Raw genomic sequence first — 18,188 nt, 5'->3', positions numbered from 1 at the left:
TTTTGAACAAATACGTCTATTTTCTTTTAGTCAGCTTTTTGCTTACCTGTGGATATACACAAACCGCTTCTATCAAAGGTATAATTTTTGACGAAAACCAAAACCCATTGCCTTTTGCAAATATCACTTCGCAAAGCTCGGGAACGACATCAAATGAAAACGGATTTTACGAGCTAAGAATTCCTGCTAATCAAAAAGTAAAAGTGGTGATAAGTTATACAGGTTTTAAAACCATAACCGCTACAATTGAGTTAGGCGTGAACCAAAGTAGAGAATTGAATTTTGTTTTAAAAACCAATGTAGAACAAATAGGTGAAGTTAATATAACCAGCGATAAGCAAACACGAGTTGAAGGTATCGTCACGCTTGAGCCAGCAACGGTAAGACGTATTCCTGGTGCCAATCCTGGCGTTGAAAATTTACTAACATCTTTGCCAGGCGTGAGTTCAAACAATGAGTTGAGCACCCAATACAACGTTCGTGGTGGTAATTTTGATGAAAACTTAGTTTATGTCAATGATATTCAGGTATATCGTCCATTCTTGATTAGAAGTGGTCAACAAGAAGGTTTGAGTTTTGTCAATCCTGATATGGTGCGAAATATCAAATTTTCTGCTGGAGGTTTTAAAGCTCAATATGGCGATAAAATGTCATCGGTTTTAGACATCACTTACGAAAGACCAGTTGATTTTATGGCGAGTTTTGATGGTAGTTTTCTCGGCGGTTCGGCTATGGTTGGTGGCATTTCTAAAGACAAAAAACTGTCTGCTATTACAGGCATAAGATATCGAGACAATTCGCTTTTTGTCAATGCCAAAGATACCGAAGCCAATTTTAAACCGCGTTTTTTTGATGTGCAAAGCTATATCACCTATAAATTTAACGATAAATTTGAATTAGGATTTCTAGGCAATATCTCTATCAATAATTATGAATTTGAACCTTTTACACGACAAACTAATTTTGGAACACTTCAAGACCCAAGAGCTTTGTTGGTGTTTTACGAAGGTCAAGAAGATGATAAATACGAAACTTACTTCGGTGCTTTAAAAGCCACTTATGATGTGTCAGAAAATTATACGGCAAAATTTATTGCCTCAACCTATCACACCCAAGAGCAAGAACACTTTGATATTTTAGCTCAATACCGATTAGGCTCTGTAAATTCAAGTATTGGTGATGAAAACTTTGGCGATGTAGAATTTAGCCAAGGTGCTGGAAGCCAATTTAAACACGCCAGAAATGATTTGGATGCTCTAATTTTTAACTTTGATCACCAAGGCGATATCAAAATAGATGAACATTTAATCAAGTACGGCATAAAATTCACACACGAAGACATTAGAGACAGACTTCAAGAGTTTGAAGTTGTGGACTCGGCTGGTTTTAATGTCAGACCACCTTTGCCAGATTTTGCCAATGACCAGCCATACGCTCCTTTTGACGAACCGATAGAACCGTTTATTAGAATTCGGTCGTTCAATGATATGCAAATCAATCGGTTTACCAATTATTTGCAATGGAGCTATCAAAGTGAAATAGGCAATGCCAAAGCTTGGTATAATGTGGGAATTCGCTCTCATACGTGGAATGTGAGCGGTGATGATATTGAAAATAACACCCAAACGGTAGTCAGTCCACGTGCCCAATTTGCCATAAAACCCGATTGGGATAAAGACATGATTTTTAGAGTAGCAGCAGGATTGTATCATCAACCGCCGTTTTATCGGGAGTTGCGTCGTCCTGATGGAAGTGTAAACGAAAAGGTCAAAGCCCAAGAATCGTTTCATATTGTTGCAGGACACGATTATAGTTTTAAACTTTGGGACAGACCGTTTAAGCTTGTGTCTGAAGTCTATTACAAAAGCCTTACAGATGTCAACCGATTTACGGTAGAAAACGTAAGAATACGCTATCAAGCCAACAACAATGCTGAAGCCTATGCTTATGGGCTTGATATGCGACTGAATGGCGAATTTGTACCTGGCACAGAAAGCTGGTTCAGCTTTGGATATTTAAAGACTGAAGAAAAATTTGACGAACGCGGTTACATCGCTCGACCTACCGATCAACGTTTAAAATTCGCAGCTTTGTTTCAAGACTATATTCCCAACATCCCGAAAATGAAGCTGTATTTGAATTTGGTTTATAACACGGGTTTGCCAGGTGGTCAACCGCAATTTGAAGATCCTTTTGATTTTCAAAACCGTTTGCCCGATTATACACGAGTTGATGCTGGATTTTTCTACACTTTAAAAGAAGAAGGCGATGTTTTAAAAAAAGGGCATTGGCTAAATCCTTTTAAGCACTTAGAGGTTGGTTTTGAAATTTTTAATCTTTTTGACCGCTTAAATTCCATTACCAACACTTTTGTGAGAGATGCTGAAAGCAAAAATCAGTTTGCTATTCCCGATTTTTTAAGTCCACGGGTTTTTAATTTAAGGATTAGAGGGCGATTTTAATCGTTTGAAATAACTTTAATTTCTACCATTTTCATCAGGATACAATTTGTAAACTGGTGTGCTTTGCCAATAGTTTTTAGTTTCTATATCTAAAATAGTTAGAGGTCCTTTAAAAGCCGCAGCAGTATCAACATTTATTACATTTTGAGCTTGCATTGGCGTGAGTTGCCCATATCGATTTACTGGCGTGTGACCGATATAAATTTCTTTAAAGAGTTTGAAGCGTTTAGGATATTTCACATCATTTTTGCTCAAATTTCTATCAGTTGCTACAGCCGTTTCCCAAAGTGTTCTGTCCCAATATACCGTATTGTCATAATACTCATAATCTGGACCGTGCATATTGGCAAAACCTGCATGAACAAATAAACGATTTTGGTTATCAACGTGGTAAGTGGACAAATTTTTGATGAATTTCTGATGAATTTTTTTATGGGTTTCATCCAAATTTTTATAGGCTTCTAAAGTGCTTTTGCCACCGTGCATTAACCACTTTTCGTTTTCGGTTTGATGGATGAGCCAATCGAGTAGGAGTTCATCGTGATTGCCTTTAAGCATAATACAATTATGAGTTTGTTGAAGCGAAATCAAAAAATCTAAAGTCTTAGCACTATCGCTCCAACCGTCAACATAATCGCCTAGAAAAATGAGTTTGTCATCTTTTGTAACTTTTGCCTTTTCGAGAATTTCTTTTAAAGCTTTTAAAGCTCCGTGAATGTCTCCTATAACTAATGTTCTAGCCATAATTAATTGTATTTTATTTTTCTTAAAACCCGCATGGCTTCTTTGTATTTTCTATAAGCTTTACGACTTTTAGCTTTTAAAAAGGATTTAGCCGATTCTAATTTTTCAATGCTATTTTCAAAACCATTTAAATAACCTATCAAATAAACGGATGGCAAATATCGAAGTTCGATGGTTTCTTGTTTGTTCAGACCCTGATTTTTATTTAACTTTTTTAATAAATGATCGTTGGAATTCATATAATGGTGCAAGGTTTTTTGATCAAACTTTGGCGGTTGAAACACCAATTCGCTTTCAATATCGTAACTCATATTGTCTTTAAAGCGAATAGAAGTTTTTTCTAAAGGATAATAATAATACTCGCCTTGTAAACCGAGATGAATGTATTCTAAAATCTTAAACTCGTTTTCACTGATTTCAATTTCAACTTCATCTTGGTCGGAATAAAACAACTTGACTTGCTCGTTAATCAACTCTATATTGACTCTTGAGTAGTAGGTTTTGTTGTTGACTTTTTGTGTTTTTCCAGCCCAACACAACACAAAATATTCTTTAAACACTTTATAAGTTGGATTGAAATCTTTGCTGTTTTGCATAAATTCAAATACACTGTCTAAAGTCATTTTGATATTGTTCTGAGAGTGGTTTTCAATAGCTTTGACCATTTCAGAATTGATGTCTTTAATTTCGATATCAAAAACTTTGGGTTTGCTGATGCTTCCTTCGCGCATAAAAACTGAACCACCATAATATTTCCAAATATTGCGTCTCAAGGCACAAATGCTGTCGTCGTTACGCGGTCTAATGCTTACCAAGCCTACAACTTTGTCAGCAGGCAAATGTGGGAAAGGAATATTTTCATAATTTACCAGTGGTGGATTATCCAAGTAAGCATTAATCAGATTTTGAATTTTAGAGTCGTCAAAAAAATCTACACCAACAATACTGTTATCATCGTCTTTTACGCCAATAACAAGATAAGAGTTGTTTTTGGGGTTGGAATTACTCATGGCACAAACGTGTTTTAAAAACTTAGCTTTGCCTTCACGATTGCTAAAATCGAGTTTGAGTTTTTTATCATAAAAACTATTTTCATCATTATGCGCCAACAGGTTTTTAATCAAAAGTCGTTTGTTAATCATATTCTCATCCCAATTGTTCAAATTTAAGGGTTTTGAATTATAAAAACATACTTTTGTTTTTTATATGATTGTAAAAGTTTTTATCGGATACAGGCATATTGTTTTGATTTCTTTTATATTTTAACACTATCATAACATAAATTAACATATTTTTTGTAAATTTGGTTTTATGAAAGATTATTACACAGTTGGCAGTTGGCAGTTGGCAGTTGGCTTTCGGCTTTGTTCAGCACAAGGCATTGGCTAAATTCTGATTGGATTTTTGGGTTTACTTAGGTTATAAAGTTGATGACATCGAAAACTTAAAAACTTAATTAAAAACCTAAAAATTAAACCCAATTATGAAATTTTATAAATTAATAAAAGCCCTTATTTTTTGTTTAGGGTTAGTTTTTGTGATAAGTTGTGAGGATGATTTCTATAAAGAAGCACCTAATTTTCAGAACATAATTACACTTAAAGGAGATAAAAATACCTTTAAAAAATTAGTATCAAAGTCACAGCAAAAAAAGATTTTAAAACCTTTTAAAAATAACATTAAGTCAAAATCTACTGCACTATATAATCAAGAGTATGATATTTATATTGACACTTCTACAGTTCAAAAAATAAGTTCAGACTACTTTGAAAGTTATACATTTAAAGTGAGTAGATCTAATGCAATTGCCCAAGATTCTATCGAAAACTATGTAGTTAGCTATTTTGCAGACAGCACTTACTATAGTTTCATAATTAAATATGGTGTAAGTATAAATGACCCTAATTTAAGTTATAATGCAGATTTGAGTAGTATTGAAATTGTAGATGGTGATAATCTAGTAGACACTAAAACCAGCTGTATGCCAGAGTTTATAGAAGTTGTAGATTATGTTACAACATGTGTTGATTTTGATTGTGCTTCTGGTCAACACTCCGGAGCTGAACAGAGTAGTGCATGTGATTACGAAGAACCTAACGGTCCTTCAACCCAATGTATTTCAGAATGGGTAGTGGTGGATTGCATGGGTGGTTACAAGCCACCCGACGGTACTCAAACTGACCCTCCAACACCACCAATTGGAGGTGGTTCTTCAACAAATAATGATAATGAAGATACTGAGGAAAATAATACACCTTTAGTGCCTTTAGACGATACTTTAGGAACCATAAAAGAATGTGATAAAATTTTTGATTTTTTATCAGATGAAGAAAATGAAGATTTTAAAGATAAATTGTTAGAACTAGCTAATCCTGATAATTTTAATGAAAATTTAGATATTGAATTTGAAAAATCTATAGCTAAATATAAAAATAATAGTACTTTAGATGAAAGAGAGGGTGATGATAATCAGGCATCTGTAGAGATTGATAAAAACCCTCAAAATAATTATGTTGCCTTAGCACATACGCACCCTAATGATACAGAAGGTACCTATTCTATATTTTCCTTAGCAGATTTAGAAGCAATTGCACTTATAGACAAAGAGAACAATATCGATATTAATAATTTTGTTTCTTTTTTAATAACAAAGAAAGGAAATGAAGTTAAGCATTATGCTTTTACTATACACAGTAAATCAAAATTTAGAGACTTTTTTTATTATCTAATTAATGAAAAAGACTTTGATATAAACACAGCTAGTAGCGATGAAAAAGATAAATACAGGGAATCTGCAAAAAATTATTTTGATCTCACAAAAATATATTTCACTGGTGATGATCCTTTAATAAAATCGAGCGAAACAAATTCAGAATTAATTTTACAACGATTTTCGCTTTTTATGAGTAGAGGCGATTTAGGCATTACACTATTTGAAACAAATGAAAATTTTGATACATTCACTAAAGTAAATTTTGATAATTCTCAAAGCGATAACCTTAAAAGAACAAATTGTAACAACTAAAAAACAAAACCATGAAAACCATAAAACATATATTATTAAACATAAGTCTTTTACTTACAGTAGGTATGCACTCCCAAACAACTCCTATGGATTTGTTTACAGGAACTTGGGAATATCAAGAAAACAATGAAGTTTTTAGAGTAATATTATGGGAATACAATGAAGCTCCCGATGTAATTGTAGGTCATTTTGAAAAGTTTGTCGTAGATGATAATGGCATTATACAAAACTATATATATGCCTCAGAAAAAGGAAAAATACCAGGCGACAGTAAAGGATGGATTCCCTTTGCTATTTATGCGGGTGTTTCAACAGATTTTATAAAAGGTATTTTTAAAGACAATACGATTAACCCTAATTTGTACGATAGAATAAAAACGGGTGAAGTGAAAATTGAAATTTTATCCAATAATCAGCTTACCAATACCGTTACTGCCCGATGGACTGTTAAAGTAAGGGTTGGTGATCATCTTACTTTTAGTTCTGTTTCGCCAGATTTTAATGTACCTACGGATATTATTTTAACTAAGGTATCCGACTAACATAAATCAACCACCCTCTACAACCCCAAGTAGAGGGTGGTTTAAAAAAAAGTTAATGAACCTAAACTCAAAAATTTTAATATTCAGTACCAGTTTAATAATTTCAAATGCTCTTTACTCCCACTAACTCCTATGGATTTGTTTACTGGAACTTGGGAATATCAAGAAAACAATGAAGTTTTTAGAGTAATATTATGGGAAAGTGATATTGTAGATAACTTTATTCAAGGTCATTTTGAGAAATTTGTAATAGATGATAATGGCATTATACAAAACTATATATATGCCTCTGAAAAAGGAAAAATTCCTGGCGATAATAAAGGATGGGTTCCTAGCTCGATTAATGTTGAGGTCACGCCAACTTACCTTTCTGGTTACTTTGTTGACAATACGATAAACCCAAATTTGTACGATAGAATAAAAACAGGTCAAGTCAAAATTGAAATTATTTCTAATAATCAACTTACAAATACAGTTACTGCCCGATGGACAGTTCAGGAAAGTGAAGGGCGGCATCTTACTTTTAGTTCTGTTTCGCCAGATTTTAATGTACCTACGGATATTATTTTAACTAAGGTATCCGACTAACATAAATCAACCACCCTCTACAACCCCAAGTAGAGGGTGTTTTTTAAAAAAAGTATTATTTTTAAGTCATGAACAAAAACGTTTTAAAAATACTTATGTTTGTGTGTTTTACGATTCAAATTTTGAATTGTAAAGCTCAAGGTGATTTGATAGAAATGGCTGATAATACTGATTTGAATTATTATTTTTCAAATATCTCACAAGTCAACGTAAAAAACCATAGTCTTTTTTCAAGAGCAATGTTTGTAAATGTTTATACCGTAGATGACGCCAAAGCAACGCCAGAAAATTATTTTGATGGCTATGACGGCATTTTACATTTTACAAAGCCTTTTTATTTCTGTAAAACCAGACGGTGATTATTATTCGTGGAGTAAATTATTTAAAATAGAAGGTGTTTTAAATCCTGAAATTATAACAATAAACGAATTGAAATACCCTAAATTTGAAATAGTTATAAAGTTTGGAAATAAAAATGATAGAAGTTCAAAATCTTATTTTTTCAGTGAAGCATTTGATTAAAATTAAAGTCCCTCTACAATACTAGCAGATAGTGTTTTTTAAAAAAACATAATTTTTGTTGGCCTACTAGGGCTTCCCTCGGCTACGCTCGGGATAAACTTCTCGCCATATTATGCTTTAAACTCCATAAAAAAAACCTGAACTACCTTAGCAATTCAGGTTGATTTTTGTTGGCCTACTAGGGCTCGAACCTAGACTCTTCTGGACCAAAACCAGATGTGTTGCCAGTTACACCATAGGCCAAAATGGATTTGCAAATTTAAAACATTCTTTTGTTTACGCAAATCTTTACTGCCAATTTTATTTATCTTAATTTTGCGTGTTATGACATTTGATGATATCATCGGACAAGATCACCTGAAAAAACACCTTAAGGCCTGTTATTCTAACAACAGAATGCCACACGCTCAACTCTATGTTGGCGAAACGGGTTATGGCACTTTGCCTATGGCTTTGGCTTGTGCTAACTTAATTTTAAATTCTGATCCGTCCAGACAAACTTATTCATCGGTTTTACAACATCCTGATTTTCATATTGCAGTGCCTGTTAATAATAATAAAGGAAAGCCAAGTAAACCTACAACTTCTGACTTTATTAAACCTTGGTTGAATTTAGCAAAATCTAATCCGTATATGGATTTGAAAACTTGGTATGCTGAAATAGGTATTGAAAAGAAAAAAGGCTTGATGTCAGTTCACGAGGCTGATCGTATTGCAAATGAACTCGCTTTAAAACCACATTCTGGAGTGGCTAAAGTTATGGTCATTTGGTGTGCGGACAAGCTTAATACTCAAGCCGCTAACAAACTATTAAAACTCATTGAAGAACCACCAGAAAAGACGTTTTTGATTTTAACAACAGATAAAGAAGAACTTCTTTTAGATACTATAAAATCGAGGTGTCAACGTTTATATTTTCCACGATTAAGTCAAGAGGCTATTCGAGAAGCATTGGTTAATCGCTTATCTCTCGACTCATCTCAAGCCGATTTTGTGGCTCAACAAGCTGATGGCAATTTTTCAATAGCCTATAATTTAGCTCAAAATAATCAAGAAGAACTCGAGTTTGAACAATGGTTTATCGATTGGGTTCGATTGGCCTTTCAGGCAAAAAAGAATAAACAAGTTGTGATGAAATTGGTAGAATGGAGTCAAACTATTAGCGAAAATACGCGCGATAAACAAATTCGATTTTTAAAATATTGCTTGCATTTTTTTAGACAAGCTTTACTTCAAAATTATCAAGCAAACGACTTGGTTTATTTAAAAACTCAGACTAAATTTTCGTTAGATAAATTTGCCCCTTTTATTCACGGTAACAATATCGAACACATTTATACCACTATACAAGAAGCTATTTTTCATATTGATAGAAACGTCAATTCTAAAATGGTTATCACAGATACGTCTATAAAATTATCGCGGTTTATTCACATGAAAGCATAAAAAACCCAAGCAAAAACTCGGGCTTAATGATTATAAAGTGAATTTTAAACTTTACTGAACCGAATCATTTTTAGGTTCAGCTTCGGCAGATTCATCTGAACTTTCTTCTTTTACGCTATATTTTTCATTTAAAGCTTTAATTACTTTTTCTGTGATGTCTAAGTCTTCTTTGCCATATAAAATATTACCAGATTCGTTGGCACCATAGATATAAGTATAGCCATTTTTTTTGCCATAATCTTTGATAAAATCTTTTACCAAAGTCACTAATGAATCCATTTCAGCGTTTTTGCGTTGTTGAAATTGCTGATTATTCATTTGTTGTTGCTGACCTAAACGCTGTTGAATTTGCATAATTTTGTTATACAGTTTTTCTTCTTCCGTTTTAGACATTTGACCTTGTTTACTTTGGTATTCTTTTACCAAATCTTGATAACCGCTTTCGGCAACCATCGCATCGATTTTTGCTTTTAAAGCTTCTTCTTCTTGCGTGAATTGTTCTTCAGTTTGGGTAAGTTTGTCAAAACCTTCCATTATTTTGGTATTGTTTACGTAAGCGGTTTTGTTTTGTTGGCAACTATAAACGCCAACACTTAAAATGAATAGAATTGCTAATTTTTTCATATTTGATTTATTTTGGTGCGAATGTAAATGCGAATGTAAATAAGAATAAAAGATTGACCTAAAATTTTTACTATAAATATTATTTATTAAATTAAAGTTTTAAATATTCATAAACTATTAAAATTAAATTTGTTTTAAAGCGATTAAAGCCACTTCTTAAAAAATATGTATCAAATGTCGTTTAGGTTTGATGATGGTTTAAAAACGTAAATAATGGATGAATACTCTTTGTTGAACCAAGCTTTTAAGTTTGATAAACTTGCAACCCAAAAAGCAGTTAATAAATTACTCTTAGGTTGATATTGTGTTGATAACATAGACACATAAAAGGCATCAAAAAACATTCCTTTATCTTTTATACAATTAAAATTATGCTTAGAAAAAATAGACGTCATTCCTAACTTAGAAAAATGCCACAAATGCCGAGGCACATCCCAAGCGGCCCAATATTTATCGTAATATTGAGCATCATAGCTTTTGTGATTTGGTACAGCTATAAATAAAACGCCATTAGGTTTTAAAATTCTTCTGAGTTGTTTGACAGTTAATTCAAGATCAGGAATATGTTCAAGGCTATGCCATAATGTAATGACTTCAAAAGATTGGCCATCAAATTGCTCAAGATCATTTACTAAGTTGATTCCTTTTTTAGATAAATTTGACTGTAATTTTTTAGAAGGTTCAATGCTAAATTTTGTCCAAAGTGAATGATCAAAAGCATCCAAAAATTCTCCTGTTCCAGCACCAATATCCAAAATATTTCCTTGTTGATGATGTTTTAACACCATCTTTTTTTTCTTATCAATCATAAAAGATTTGACCTTTTGGTAAATTTTATCTTTAAATGATTTGGCTTGAGTTTGATGCGAAATATATTTGGGCGAATCGTAATATTTAGGTAAATCTTTTTTGGAAGGTTGCGGAAAAGTTTGAAGAATTCCCTTATGTTTTGAAGGTTTAACTTCAAAAGTTTCTTGACTTAAAAAATAATCTTTGATTTTCATACTAAAATGTTCCACGTGGAACTTATCGACCTAAATGCACTAATAACACTGAGATGTCGCTTGGGTTGACGCCACTAACTCTAGAAGCTTGAGAAATACTTTGAGGTTGTATTTGAGACAATTTTTCTCTGGCTTCATAAGACATCGATTTTAACTGAGAATAATCAAAATTTTGTGGTATTTTGATGTTTTCTAAACGATGTAGCTTATCGGCATTTAATTTTTCTTTTTCAATATAGCCTGCGTATTTGATCTGTATTTCGGTTTGTTCTTGCACGTCTTTATCAAGATTGTTTACTTTGATAAATGCATCAACTTTTTTGATTTGTTTTAAATCTGAAAGCGTAACATTTGGACGGGCAAAAATTTTAAACAATTTGCCTTGTTGGTCAACAGGATTTGAACCTTTTGATTCTAAAATCGGATTAATTTCAGAAGTTGTAACGCTGGTGTCTTTAAAAAACTGAACAAACTTTTTGGTTTTTTCTATCTTTTTATCGACTTGTTTCATTCTTTCTTCCGAAGCTAAGCCAAGACGATAGGAACGCTCTGTCAATCTGATATCAGCATTATCTTGACGTAAAAGCGTTCTATATTCAGCACGGGAAGTGAACATTCTGTAGGGTTCTTCAGTGCCTTTAGTGATTAAATCATCTATTAAAACTCCGATATAAGCTTCGTCTCTTCTAAGGATAAACGGGTCTTGAGCTTTGACTTTAAGAGCCGCATTTATTCCAGCCATTAAACCTTGCGAGCCTGCTTCTTCATAACCCGTTGTGCCATTGATTTGTCCAGCAAAATACAGTCCAGAAACTAATTTGGTTTCTAAAGAATGTTGTAGTTGAGTTGGTGGAAAATAATCGTATTCAATAGCATAACCCGGTCTGAAAAATTTGACGTTTTCAAAACCTTTGACTGATTTTAGAGCTTTGTATTGCACATCTTCAGGAAGAGAAGTTGAAAACCCATTCACGTAATATTCAATGGTTGTCCAACCTTCGGGCTCAATAAACATTTGATGACGATCTTTATCGGCAAAACGGTCTATTTTATCTTCTATACTTGGGCAATATCTTGGACCTATGCTTTGTATTCGTCCATTAAACATTGGTGAACGGTCAAAACCTTCTCTGAGTAAATCGTGAACTTCAGGAGAAGTATAGGTCATATAACAAGAACGCTGTTTGTTGATGGTTTTTACATTTTTAAGGAAAGAAAATTTACCAATATTGTCGTCTCCTGGTTGTTCAATCATTTTAGAAAAGTCTAAAGAACGACCATCAACTCTTGGTGGTGTTCCTGTTTTCATTCGACCAGCTTCAAAACCCAATTCTTCAAGCTCTGCTGTGATTCCAGTTGATGCTCGCTCACCTGCTCTACCGCCACCAAAATTTTTATCTCCAATATGAATTAGGCCATTTAAAAATGTTCCATTGGTGAGGACAACAGTTTTAGACCTAATTTCAAGTCCTAAAGAGGTTTTAACGCCTTGAATTTTATTGTTATTAACGATTAATCCAGAAACCATTTCTTGATAAAAATCAAGATTTGGTGTAGCTTCAAGTAATTCTCTCCAACGCTGTGAAAACATCATACGGTCAGATTGCACTCTTGGGCTCCACATGGCTGGTCCTTTAGAACGGTTAAGCATTTTGAATTGTATGGCAGATTCATCAGAAACAATTCCAGAATAACCGCCTAATGCATCAATCTCACGAATGATTTGGCCTTTAGCAATACCGCCCATAGCTGGATTACAAGACATTTGAGCAATGTTTTGTAAATTCATCGTGATCAACAAAGTAGAACAACCCATATTGGCAGCAGACGCAGCGGCTTCACTTCCAGCGTGTCCTGCTCCTACAACAATAACATCATATTCCGTATTAAACATTTCTTCAAGATTTTTTATGTTCCACGTGGAACATATTAAGTGCTTTTTCTTCTTCTGAACGCATTATCTGTTTTTGTTTCTCGTCTTTATCATTATAACCCATACAATGTAAAATACCGTGAACCATCACACGTTTGAGTTCGGTTTCAAAATCTACATTGTTTTGATTTGCATTTTCTTTTACTCTATCTATACTGATGGCGATATCTGCTGATATGGCATTTTGTATGGTATTATCAAAAGTGATGATATCTGTATAAAAATTATGATTTAAATGGGTATTATTGATTTTTAACAACTCATCATCAGTATAAAAGTTGTAGTTGATTTCAGTATATACAAAATCTTTTTTATAAATAAAATCTGAAAGCCAATTTTTAACCTCAATATCTAAAGCGAGATTGAATTTTTCTAAATGATTAAAGTTGATTTGTGCTTTCATCAAAATACTTTTTAATTAAGTTTTTGTATTTGTTTTGCAAAGGTAATTGTTGGCGATTTAATATTTCAAAACTTTCAAAATATTCTTTTGCTTTATCTAAAGGCTGTGAATTGACATTATTTTTATACTCCTTATAATTGGTAGTAGCTTGGCGTCTGTTGTCTTGACCTTGTTGTTGAGCCGCCTTTTCTAATTTTAATAATTGATGTTTGATATTTTGCATTTGTTTTAAAACATCAGATGAAAAACCTTGCATCAACATATCTTCTTCCAATTGGTCAAGACTGCGTTCAAGGTTTTGAGATTCAGATTCTAAACCCAATTCTTTAATTTTGTCTTCAAGTTGATTTCTTAAGTCTTGTTGTTGTTTATAGATTTCAAATATCTCAGCACTCATTTCTTCAGATAAACCATGTTGTTGACCGTTTTCTCCTTTGCCTTGTTGGTTTGAATTTCCACTTTTTCCCTCATTAGCATTTTGGCCTTGTTGACCTGAATGCTGACCACCTTGCTGTTGTCCGCCTTGCTGTTGACCTTGATTTCCATTTTGACCAGGTTTTTGACCAAGTTTTTGACCTTGACCTTTTTGACTCATTTGCTTTTGCAATTCTTCGTGTGATTGAATAATATCAGACAACTGAAAACCTTGCCCTTGCGATTCGCCTTGTTTTCCTTTTCCTGATTGGCCTTGACCTGAGCCTTGCATCTGCATTTGCAATTGATCTAAAGATAAATCAAGCATATTAGCTAATTCATTAGCGTTAACCATAACGTATTGTTGGCTTGTTGTGCCAAGACGCATCTCTGTTTCGGCTAATCGTTCTATAGATTTTTCTATATCAAACTGAATATCAGTAAGTTTTGACGTAATACTTTCTGAAATTATCGGGTTTCTTAAAGCGAGAGCAAACAAACTATCATCTATATGTTCAAAATTTTCTCGAAGTTGACCTTGACGTCGTAATTTTTTGGCAAAACTTGGATTGGTAGCATTGATAGCTTTAAAGTCATCCATCAAGGCTTCTTGTTCTTTAGAAAACGTGATTAGATTATCTAAAATTTGCTTGAGCATTTCAGCGTCTTCACTTTGTTGTTGAGCAGACATACTCATCATAGATTGCGACATTTGTTGAGCCATTTGTTGCATCTGTTCGCTGGCTTTTTTCTGCTGTTGATTGGCTTTTTGTTGCTGTTGTTGTTTTTGACTTTGAGAGCTTTCCTCAGATTCGCTTTTCTCTAAATTGTCTTGAGCTTCTTTTTGAGCTTGTTCCACCTGTTTTTCAGCTAATTCATCTCGCTCAATGGAAATCGGTGTTTTCAACTTTTCATTTTCTTTGTCAAGTTCGTCAAGTTGTTTTTGTAGATCATCAAATTCTTTGTTGAGTTGCTCTTGCTTTTCACTTTCCTTGTCGCTTTCTTGCTTTGAAAGTTCTTCTTGTTTTTCAGCCAATTTATTTAAGTCTTCGGCGAGTTTTTGAGTTTTTTGCTCTACGTAATATCGTTTGGTTAGTTCTAATAATTGTTCTAAACTTCTCTCCTGCTTTTTAGATGATTTTGAAAATTTATCGAGTTTTTCTTTAAGCTGTTCGTTGTCTAATTTATTTTGGTATTTTTCTAATTCTTTCAACAAATCTTCATTTTGTTGAAGCATTTTTTCGTTGTTTTTAATCCGCTCTTGAAGTGCCTTTTTTTCTTCATTGTTTTGTTCGGGTTGAAATTCGGAAAGCGATTTTTCTAAAGATTTCATATACTCTTTCATCATTTGGCGTTGCTGCTTTTGGCGTTCAATGAAGTTTGAAATCTTCTGTTTATCTGAATAGTTGAACTTTTGTTTTTCTTTTTGTAATTGTTCAATAGCCTTGAGGTCTTTCTTTTGTTTCTTTAAATTTTCTAAACCAGAATCTAAGCTATCTAAACTTCGATTTTGTTGGTTCAGCAAAGCATCATCAACTTCTGATTGGGTTTTTTGGCGATAGCCAAACACCTGAGATTGACTTGATTTTGAACCGTTAACCGCATCATTATCAAAAACTTGAAAGTAATATTGATACGATGTTCCTTCTTTTAAATCAAGGTTTTCATTTGGAAATACATAGAAAAATTGTTCGTAAGTTAAAGGTTTTATAGGAATGTCAACTTTAAACGTCTCCTTAGGATTATCAGATTCGTAATATACTAATTGACTGCGTTTTAAGCCATAATCATCTGTCAAATTAACTTGGTAATAAAAGGTTTTTTGGCTGATAGAATCCGCTTTTTGTTGAACACTAATTTTAGGAAATTGATCTTTGATGACCTTGATTTTATAGGAAAGCATTTCGTAATCTTTAAGGTTTTGATTTGAAGTTGAAATGCTGTAATCTAAGTTTTTAGTGATTTTTTTATTGAATAGAAAAAGATTGTTTTGATTTTGAAATGTATCAATTTGAGATTCGCTTAAAAACTTAACGTGGTTTGTAGTTTGTGTTTTTAATTGCCACTCTATTTTAGTGCCTTCGGGAATATTGACACTGCCTTGACCTTGAATGATTTTGTTTTGGTTTTGCGTATAGTTTGGATAATCTAAAAGCATTTTAAAGTCTAAAATTTTAGGCACTTTAATAACCTCAATTTGGTAGTTTTTGGACTTAATACCGTTGGCTGAAAAGTTAAAATTTAGATCATCATTAATTTGATTGAATTGATATTCAAATTGTCCATCGCCAATGGGTTTTAAGAAATAAGATTGGTTATTAATATTGATTTTAGCTTGATTGGGCAAAACTTCTCCAGCGGTTGTAACTTTAAGCTTTAAGCTTTCGCCTTCTTCTACTTTTAGACTTGAGTTATTGAGTTGAAAATAAAACGGTGCTGGCGGTTCGTAATAGGTTTGGTAATTCACGACACGTTTATAAGAATCAGTAAAAAAATCGATTTTCCCAAAAGCAATCACAATGATGATAATGCTTATAGGAATAATGGCGAATTTCAAATACTTGAGATTTGAAGTGAGGTCGATTGCCAATTGAAAAGGAACAGGTTTTAAGTCTTTAGCTTTTTGCTCTATACCAGCAATAACCAACTCATCATGTGCACCTTGAGCTTTAAGTTGAAGCAAGTTGGTCAGCTTATCACTCACTTCAGGAAAATGTTTGCCGATTTGATTAGAAGCGTCGCTATAGTCAATGCCTTTAAACCAACGCATCAGTTTGGCGATAGGCCAAAAAATAAATTTAGCAAACAATACCGATGAAAACAAAACAAAACTCCAAAATAAAATCGCTCGCCCCGTTGAACTTAGCCATAATACATATTCCAGTGCGGTTGTGATGATAAAGTAGAGCAAGGTTGCAGAAAAGAACAATATCAGACCTTTTATCAATTCATTGATATAATACTTGCGTATATATTGATTGATTTTTTGTTCTATGGTTTTATAATTCTGCATTGCTATCGTTTCTTGAAACTCAAATGTAAGATTTATTTGGTAAGCTTGAAAAAGGTGTTGCTAAAGTTTAACCTTTTTAAGGGTTTCTTCTGCTTAGGGTTTTTAGGGTTTTAATATAGGGGTTCACTAATACGCTGTGATGATAGTGAACCCCTATATAGTTAGGAGCGATGAATGAAAACCCTAAGCAGAAGAAACCCTAACATACTCAAGTGCTAATTCTTTATTGATTAAACTTCCGTTTCTATTTTCATAATAATCTTTAGCTGAAGAATAATCCCAATCAGTTGTGGTTATGACTAAGCCCGCTTTATAAGGATTGTTATGAATATAATCAAAGCATATTTGTGGATATTGAGATTTTGGATGTTTGATATTTAAACTTTTTCCATAAATCGTATTCACTGAGTTTGGTGTTAATCCTTTGTGACAAGTAATACAAATGGCTTTGGTTTCTTGTCTGAATAAAGAACCCGAAGTGTTTTCTTGTTTATTAATAGCTCTGGTATATGACCTTAGTAAAATGCCAATAGAATCATTAAACGATCTTGACTTTTGTTGTGAATTTAGTAATTCAAGATGTTTAACATAAACCATTAAATGAAAGTGATTAGGCATCAAACACCAAGCTAAGACATCTGCATAGGGTTTAACGTAAATTTTAAGTTTTTTGACAAAGTAATAATAATTTTGTCTTGAAAAGAAAATGCGACGCCTATTATTACCTTGATTGTAAATGTGATATAAATGCCCTTTTTCAAATTGCATATTGAGTTAAAATGCTTGATTTACAGGGCTAAGATAATATTTTTTTACAATTAAGACTCCTATCAGCAACAATTAAGACTTCACTATCACTGCCTGTTAATTAAGACAACGCTGTGGATAATTAAGACTTCACTATAAACAGTGTGGTGATAGTGAAGTCTTAATTAGGTGGGCGGTGTGAGTGATAGTGAAGTCTTAATAGGGTGAAGTCTTAATTAGGTGGGCGGTGAGTGATAGTGAAGTCTTAATTAAGGGTTGCGTGGCGATACATCGCCACATGGGGAATACCATCTTCAAGATAGCCATCGCCTTGTTGTTGAAATCCGTGTTGTTGATAGAATGATTTCAAATGTTCTTGGGCTGAAAGTTTTATGGTTTGAGGCTTGAATTGTGTTGAAATAAAATCTATGCAAAAGGTCATTAATTTATGGCCTAAAGCTTGTCCACGATGTGTTTCTTTAACAATAATTCGCCCTATACTTAACTCTTCAAAATAGGTTTTAGGTGGTAAAATTCTCGCATAGGCGACTAAAGCTTTCTCATCATAAGCTAAAACATGAGTAGCTATTTGATCGTAACCGTCAATATCTTGATAGACACAATCTTGTTCAACAACAAAAACTTCTGAACGCAGTTGTAAAATGTCATAAAGCTGTTGTTTTTTTAATTCTAAAAAGCTGGAAGTTTGAAATATCATAAC

General features: G+C 33.2%; 16 protein-coding genes and 1 tRNA gene. 7 read left to right on the top strand and 10 right to left on the bottom strand.

Annotated elements, in window-relative coordinates; genetic code table 11:
- Positions 1-2 precede the first annotated feature (2 nt).
- The gene (locus ACSSV5_RS00565; protein ID WP_454244353.1) at positions 3-2,462 is read left to right on the top strand and encodes a TonB-dependent receptor; all 2,460 of its coding nucleotides are present in this window, start codon (positions 3-5) and stop codon (positions 2,460-2,462) included.
- A gap of 15 nt (positions 2,463-2,477) precedes the next feature.
- On the opposite strand, the gene ACSSV5_RS00560 is transcribed toward ACSSV5_RS00565, so the two are convergent.
- Together ACSSV5_RS00560 and ACSSV5_RS00555 are read right to left on the bottom strand one after the other, a co-directional pair.
- Positions 2,478-3,206: a metallophosphoesterase family protein gene (locus ACSSV5_RS00560; RefSeq protein WP_454244352.1), complete on the bottom strand. Its 729-nt coding sequence runs from the start codon at positions 3,204-3,206 to the stop codon at positions 2,478-2,480.
- Between the two features lie 2 nt (positions 3,207-3,208).
- Positions 3,209-4,348, bottom strand: a complete 1,140-nt coding sequence (locus ACSSV5_RS00555) for an ATP-binding protein (RefSeq protein WP_211066907.1) — start codon at positions 4,346-4,348, stop codon at positions 3,209-3,211.
- Between the two features lie 341 nt (positions 4,349-4,689).
- On the opposite strand from ACSSV5_RS00555, the gene ACSSV5_RS00550 reads away from it, so the two are divergent.
- From ACSSV5_RS00550 to ACSSV5_RS00530, 5 genes are all read left to right on the top strand, one after another.
- Positions 4,690-6,231 carry a hypothetical protein gene (locus tag ACSSV5_RS00550; RefSeq protein WP_454244351.1) on the top strand — a complete coding sequence of 514 codons (1,542 nt, stop codon included), beginning with the start codon at positions 4,690-4,692 and terminating at the stop codon, positions 6,229-6,231.
- Between the two features lie 11 nt (positions 6,232-6,242).
- Positions 6,243-6,773 (top strand): DUF6705 family protein, encoded by a 531-nt coding sequence (locus ACSSV5_RS00545; protein ID WP_454244350.1) that lies wholly within the window; start codon positions 6,243-6,245, stop codon positions 6,771-6,773.
- Positions 6,774-6,905: 132 nt separating this feature from the next.
- On the top strand, positions 6,906-7,361 hold the full coding sequence (locus ACSSV5_RS00540) for a DUF6705 family protein (RefSeq protein ID WP_454244349.1): 456 nt from the start codon (positions 6,906-6,908) through the stop codon (positions 7,359-7,361).
- 122 nt (positions 7,362-7,483) lie between these two features.
- Entirely contained in the window at positions 7,484-7,720 is a 237-nt protein-coding gene (locus ACSSV5_RS00535; RefSeq protein WP_454244348.1) for a hypothetical protein, read from the top strand.
- Positions 7,665-7,883, top strand: coding sequence for a hypothetical protein (locus tag ACSSV5_RS00530; RefSeq protein WP_211065105.1), 219 nt, complete (start codon positions 7,665-7,667; stop codon positions 7,881-7,883). The genes ACSSV5_RS00535 and ACSSV5_RS00530 overlap by 56 nt, the downstream gene beginning before the upstream one ends.
- 170 nt (positions 7,884-8,053) lie before the next feature.
- Here ACSSV5_RS00530 and ACSSV5_RS00525 read toward each other — a convergent pair.
- Positions 8,054-8,126: transfer RNA gene (locus tag ACSSV5_RS00525), tRNA-Gln, on the bottom strand.
- Between the two features lie 81 nt (positions 8,127-8,207).
- On the opposite strand from ACSSV5_RS00525, the gene ACSSV5_RS00520 reads away from it, so the two are divergent.
- A complete protein-coding gene (locus ACSSV5_RS00520; protein ID WP_454244347.1) occupies positions 8,208-9,329 on the top strand; it encodes a DNA polymerase III subunit in 1,122 nt (373 codons plus the stop codon).
- A gap of 51 nt (positions 9,330-9,380) precedes the next feature.
- On the opposite strand, the gene ACSSV5_RS00515 is transcribed toward ACSSV5_RS00520, so the two are convergent.
- The 7 genes from ACSSV5_RS00515 to ACSSV5_RS00485 all read right to left on the bottom strand — a co-directional run bounded on the left by ACSSV5_RS00515 (position 9,381) and on the right by ACSSV5_RS00485 (position 18,185).
- On the bottom strand, positions 9,381-9,953 hold the full coding sequence (locus tag ACSSV5_RS00515) for an OmpH family outer membrane protein (protein ID WP_211065103.1): 573 nt from the start codon (positions 9,951-9,953) through the stop codon (positions 9,381-9,383).
- 170 nt (positions 9,954-10,123) lie between these two features.
- Positions 10,124-10,957, bottom strand: coding sequence for a class I SAM-dependent methyltransferase (locus ACSSV5_RS00510; RefSeq protein WP_454244346.1), 834 nt, complete (start codon positions 10,955-10,957; stop codon positions 10,124-10,126).
- A gap of 22 nt (positions 10,958-10,979) precedes the next feature.
- Positions 10,980-12,851, bottom strand: coding sequence for a tRNA uridine-5-carboxymethylaminomethyl(34) synthesis enzyme MnmG (gene mnmG, locus ACSSV5_RS00505; RefSeq protein ID WP_454244345.1), 1,872 nt, complete (start codon positions 12,849-12,851; stop codon positions 10,980-10,982).
- Positions 12,852-12,855: 4 nt separating this feature from the next.
- Positions 12,856-13,293: an rRNA maturation RNase YbeY gene (gene ybeY / locus ACSSV5_RS00500; RefSeq protein ID WP_454244344.1), complete on the bottom strand. Its 438-nt coding sequence runs from the start codon at positions 13,291-13,293 to the stop codon at positions 12,856-12,858.
- Positions 13,271-16,720 (bottom strand): DUF4175 family protein, encoded by a 3,450-nt coding sequence (locus ACSSV5_RS00495; protein ID WP_454244343.1) that lies wholly within the window; start codon positions 16,718-16,720, stop codon positions 13,271-13,273. The genes ybeY and ACSSV5_RS00495 overlap by 23 nt, the downstream gene beginning before the upstream one ends.
- A gap of 183 nt (positions 16,721-16,903) precedes the next feature.
- On the bottom strand, positions 16,904-17,488 hold the full coding sequence (locus ACSSV5_RS00490; protein WP_211065099.1) for a hypothetical protein: 585 nt from the start codon (positions 17,486-17,488) through the stop codon (positions 16,904-16,906).
- Between the two features lie 244 nt (positions 17,489-17,732).
- Entirely contained in the window at positions 17,733-18,185 is a 453-nt protein-coding gene (locus tag ACSSV5_RS00485) for a GNAT family N-acetyltransferase (protein WP_454244342.1), read from the bottom strand.
- Positions 18,186-18,188 lie beyond the last annotated feature (3 nt).

The sequence above is a fragment of the Psychroflexus sp. MBR-150 genome (assembly GCF_053628795.1).
Note: the sequence above shows the minus strand (reverse complement) of the source record. Positions and strands in the feature narration are given on the sequence as shown.

Excerpts from the sequence above, each read along its gene's own strand:
- ACSSV5_RS00530 (WP_211065105.1), top strand. The coding sequence starts at position 7,665 with ATGACGGCATTTTACATTTTACAAAGCCTTTTTATTTCTGTAAAACCA.
- ACSSV5_RS00560 (WP_454244352.1), bottom strand. The coding sequence starts at position 3,206 with ATGGCTAGAACATTAGTTATAGGAGACATTCACGGAGCTTTAAAAGCT.
- mnmG (WP_454244345.1), bottom strand. The coding sequence starts at position 12,851 with ATGTTTAATACGGAATATGATGTTATTGTTGTAGGAGCAGGACACGCT.
- ACSSV5_RS00510 (WP_454244346.1), bottom strand. The coding sequence starts at position 10,957 with ATGAAAATCAAAGATTATTTTTTAAGTCAAGAAACTTTTGAAGTTAAA.
- ACSSV5_RS00520 (WP_454244347.1), top strand. The coding sequence starts at position 8,208 with ATGACATTTGATGATATCATCGGACAAGATCACCTGAAAAAACACCTT.
- ACSSV5_RS00515 (WP_211065103.1), bottom strand. The coding sequence starts at position 9,953 with ATGAAAAAATTAGCAATTCTATTCATTTTAAGTGTTGGCGTTTATAGT.
- ACSSV5_RS00495 (WP_454244343.1), bottom strand. The coding sequence starts at position 16,720 with ATGCAGAATTATAAAACCATAGAACAAAAAATCAATCAATATATACGC.
- ACSSV5_RS00485 (WP_454244342.1), bottom strand. The coding sequence starts at position 18,185 with ATGATATTTCAAACTTCCAGCTTTTTAGAATTAAAAAAACAACAGCTT.
- ACSSV5_RS00490 (WP_211065099.1), bottom strand. The coding sequence starts at position 17,488 with ATGCAATTTGAAAAAGGGCATTTATATCACATTTACAATCAAGGTAAT.
- ACSSV5_RS00555 (WP_211066907.1), bottom strand. The coding sequence starts at position 4,348 with ATGATTAACAAACGACTTTTGATTAAAAACCTGTTGGCGCATAATGAT.
- ACSSV5_RS00550 (WP_454244351.1), top strand. The coding sequence starts at position 4,690 with ATGAAATTTTATAAATTAATAAAAGCCCTTATTTTTTGTTTAGGGTTA.
- ACSSV5_RS00540 (WP_454244349.1), top strand. The coding sequence starts at position 6,906 with ATGGATTTGTTTACTGGAACTTGGGAATATCAAGAAAACAATGAAGTT.
- ACSSV5_RS00545 (WP_454244350.1), top strand. The coding sequence starts at position 6,243 with ATGAAAACCATAAAACATATATTATTAAACATAAGTCTTTTACTTACA.
- ybeY (WP_454244344.1), bottom strand. The coding sequence starts at position 13,293 with ATGAAAGCACAAATCAACTTTAATCATTTAGAAAAATTCAATCTCGCT.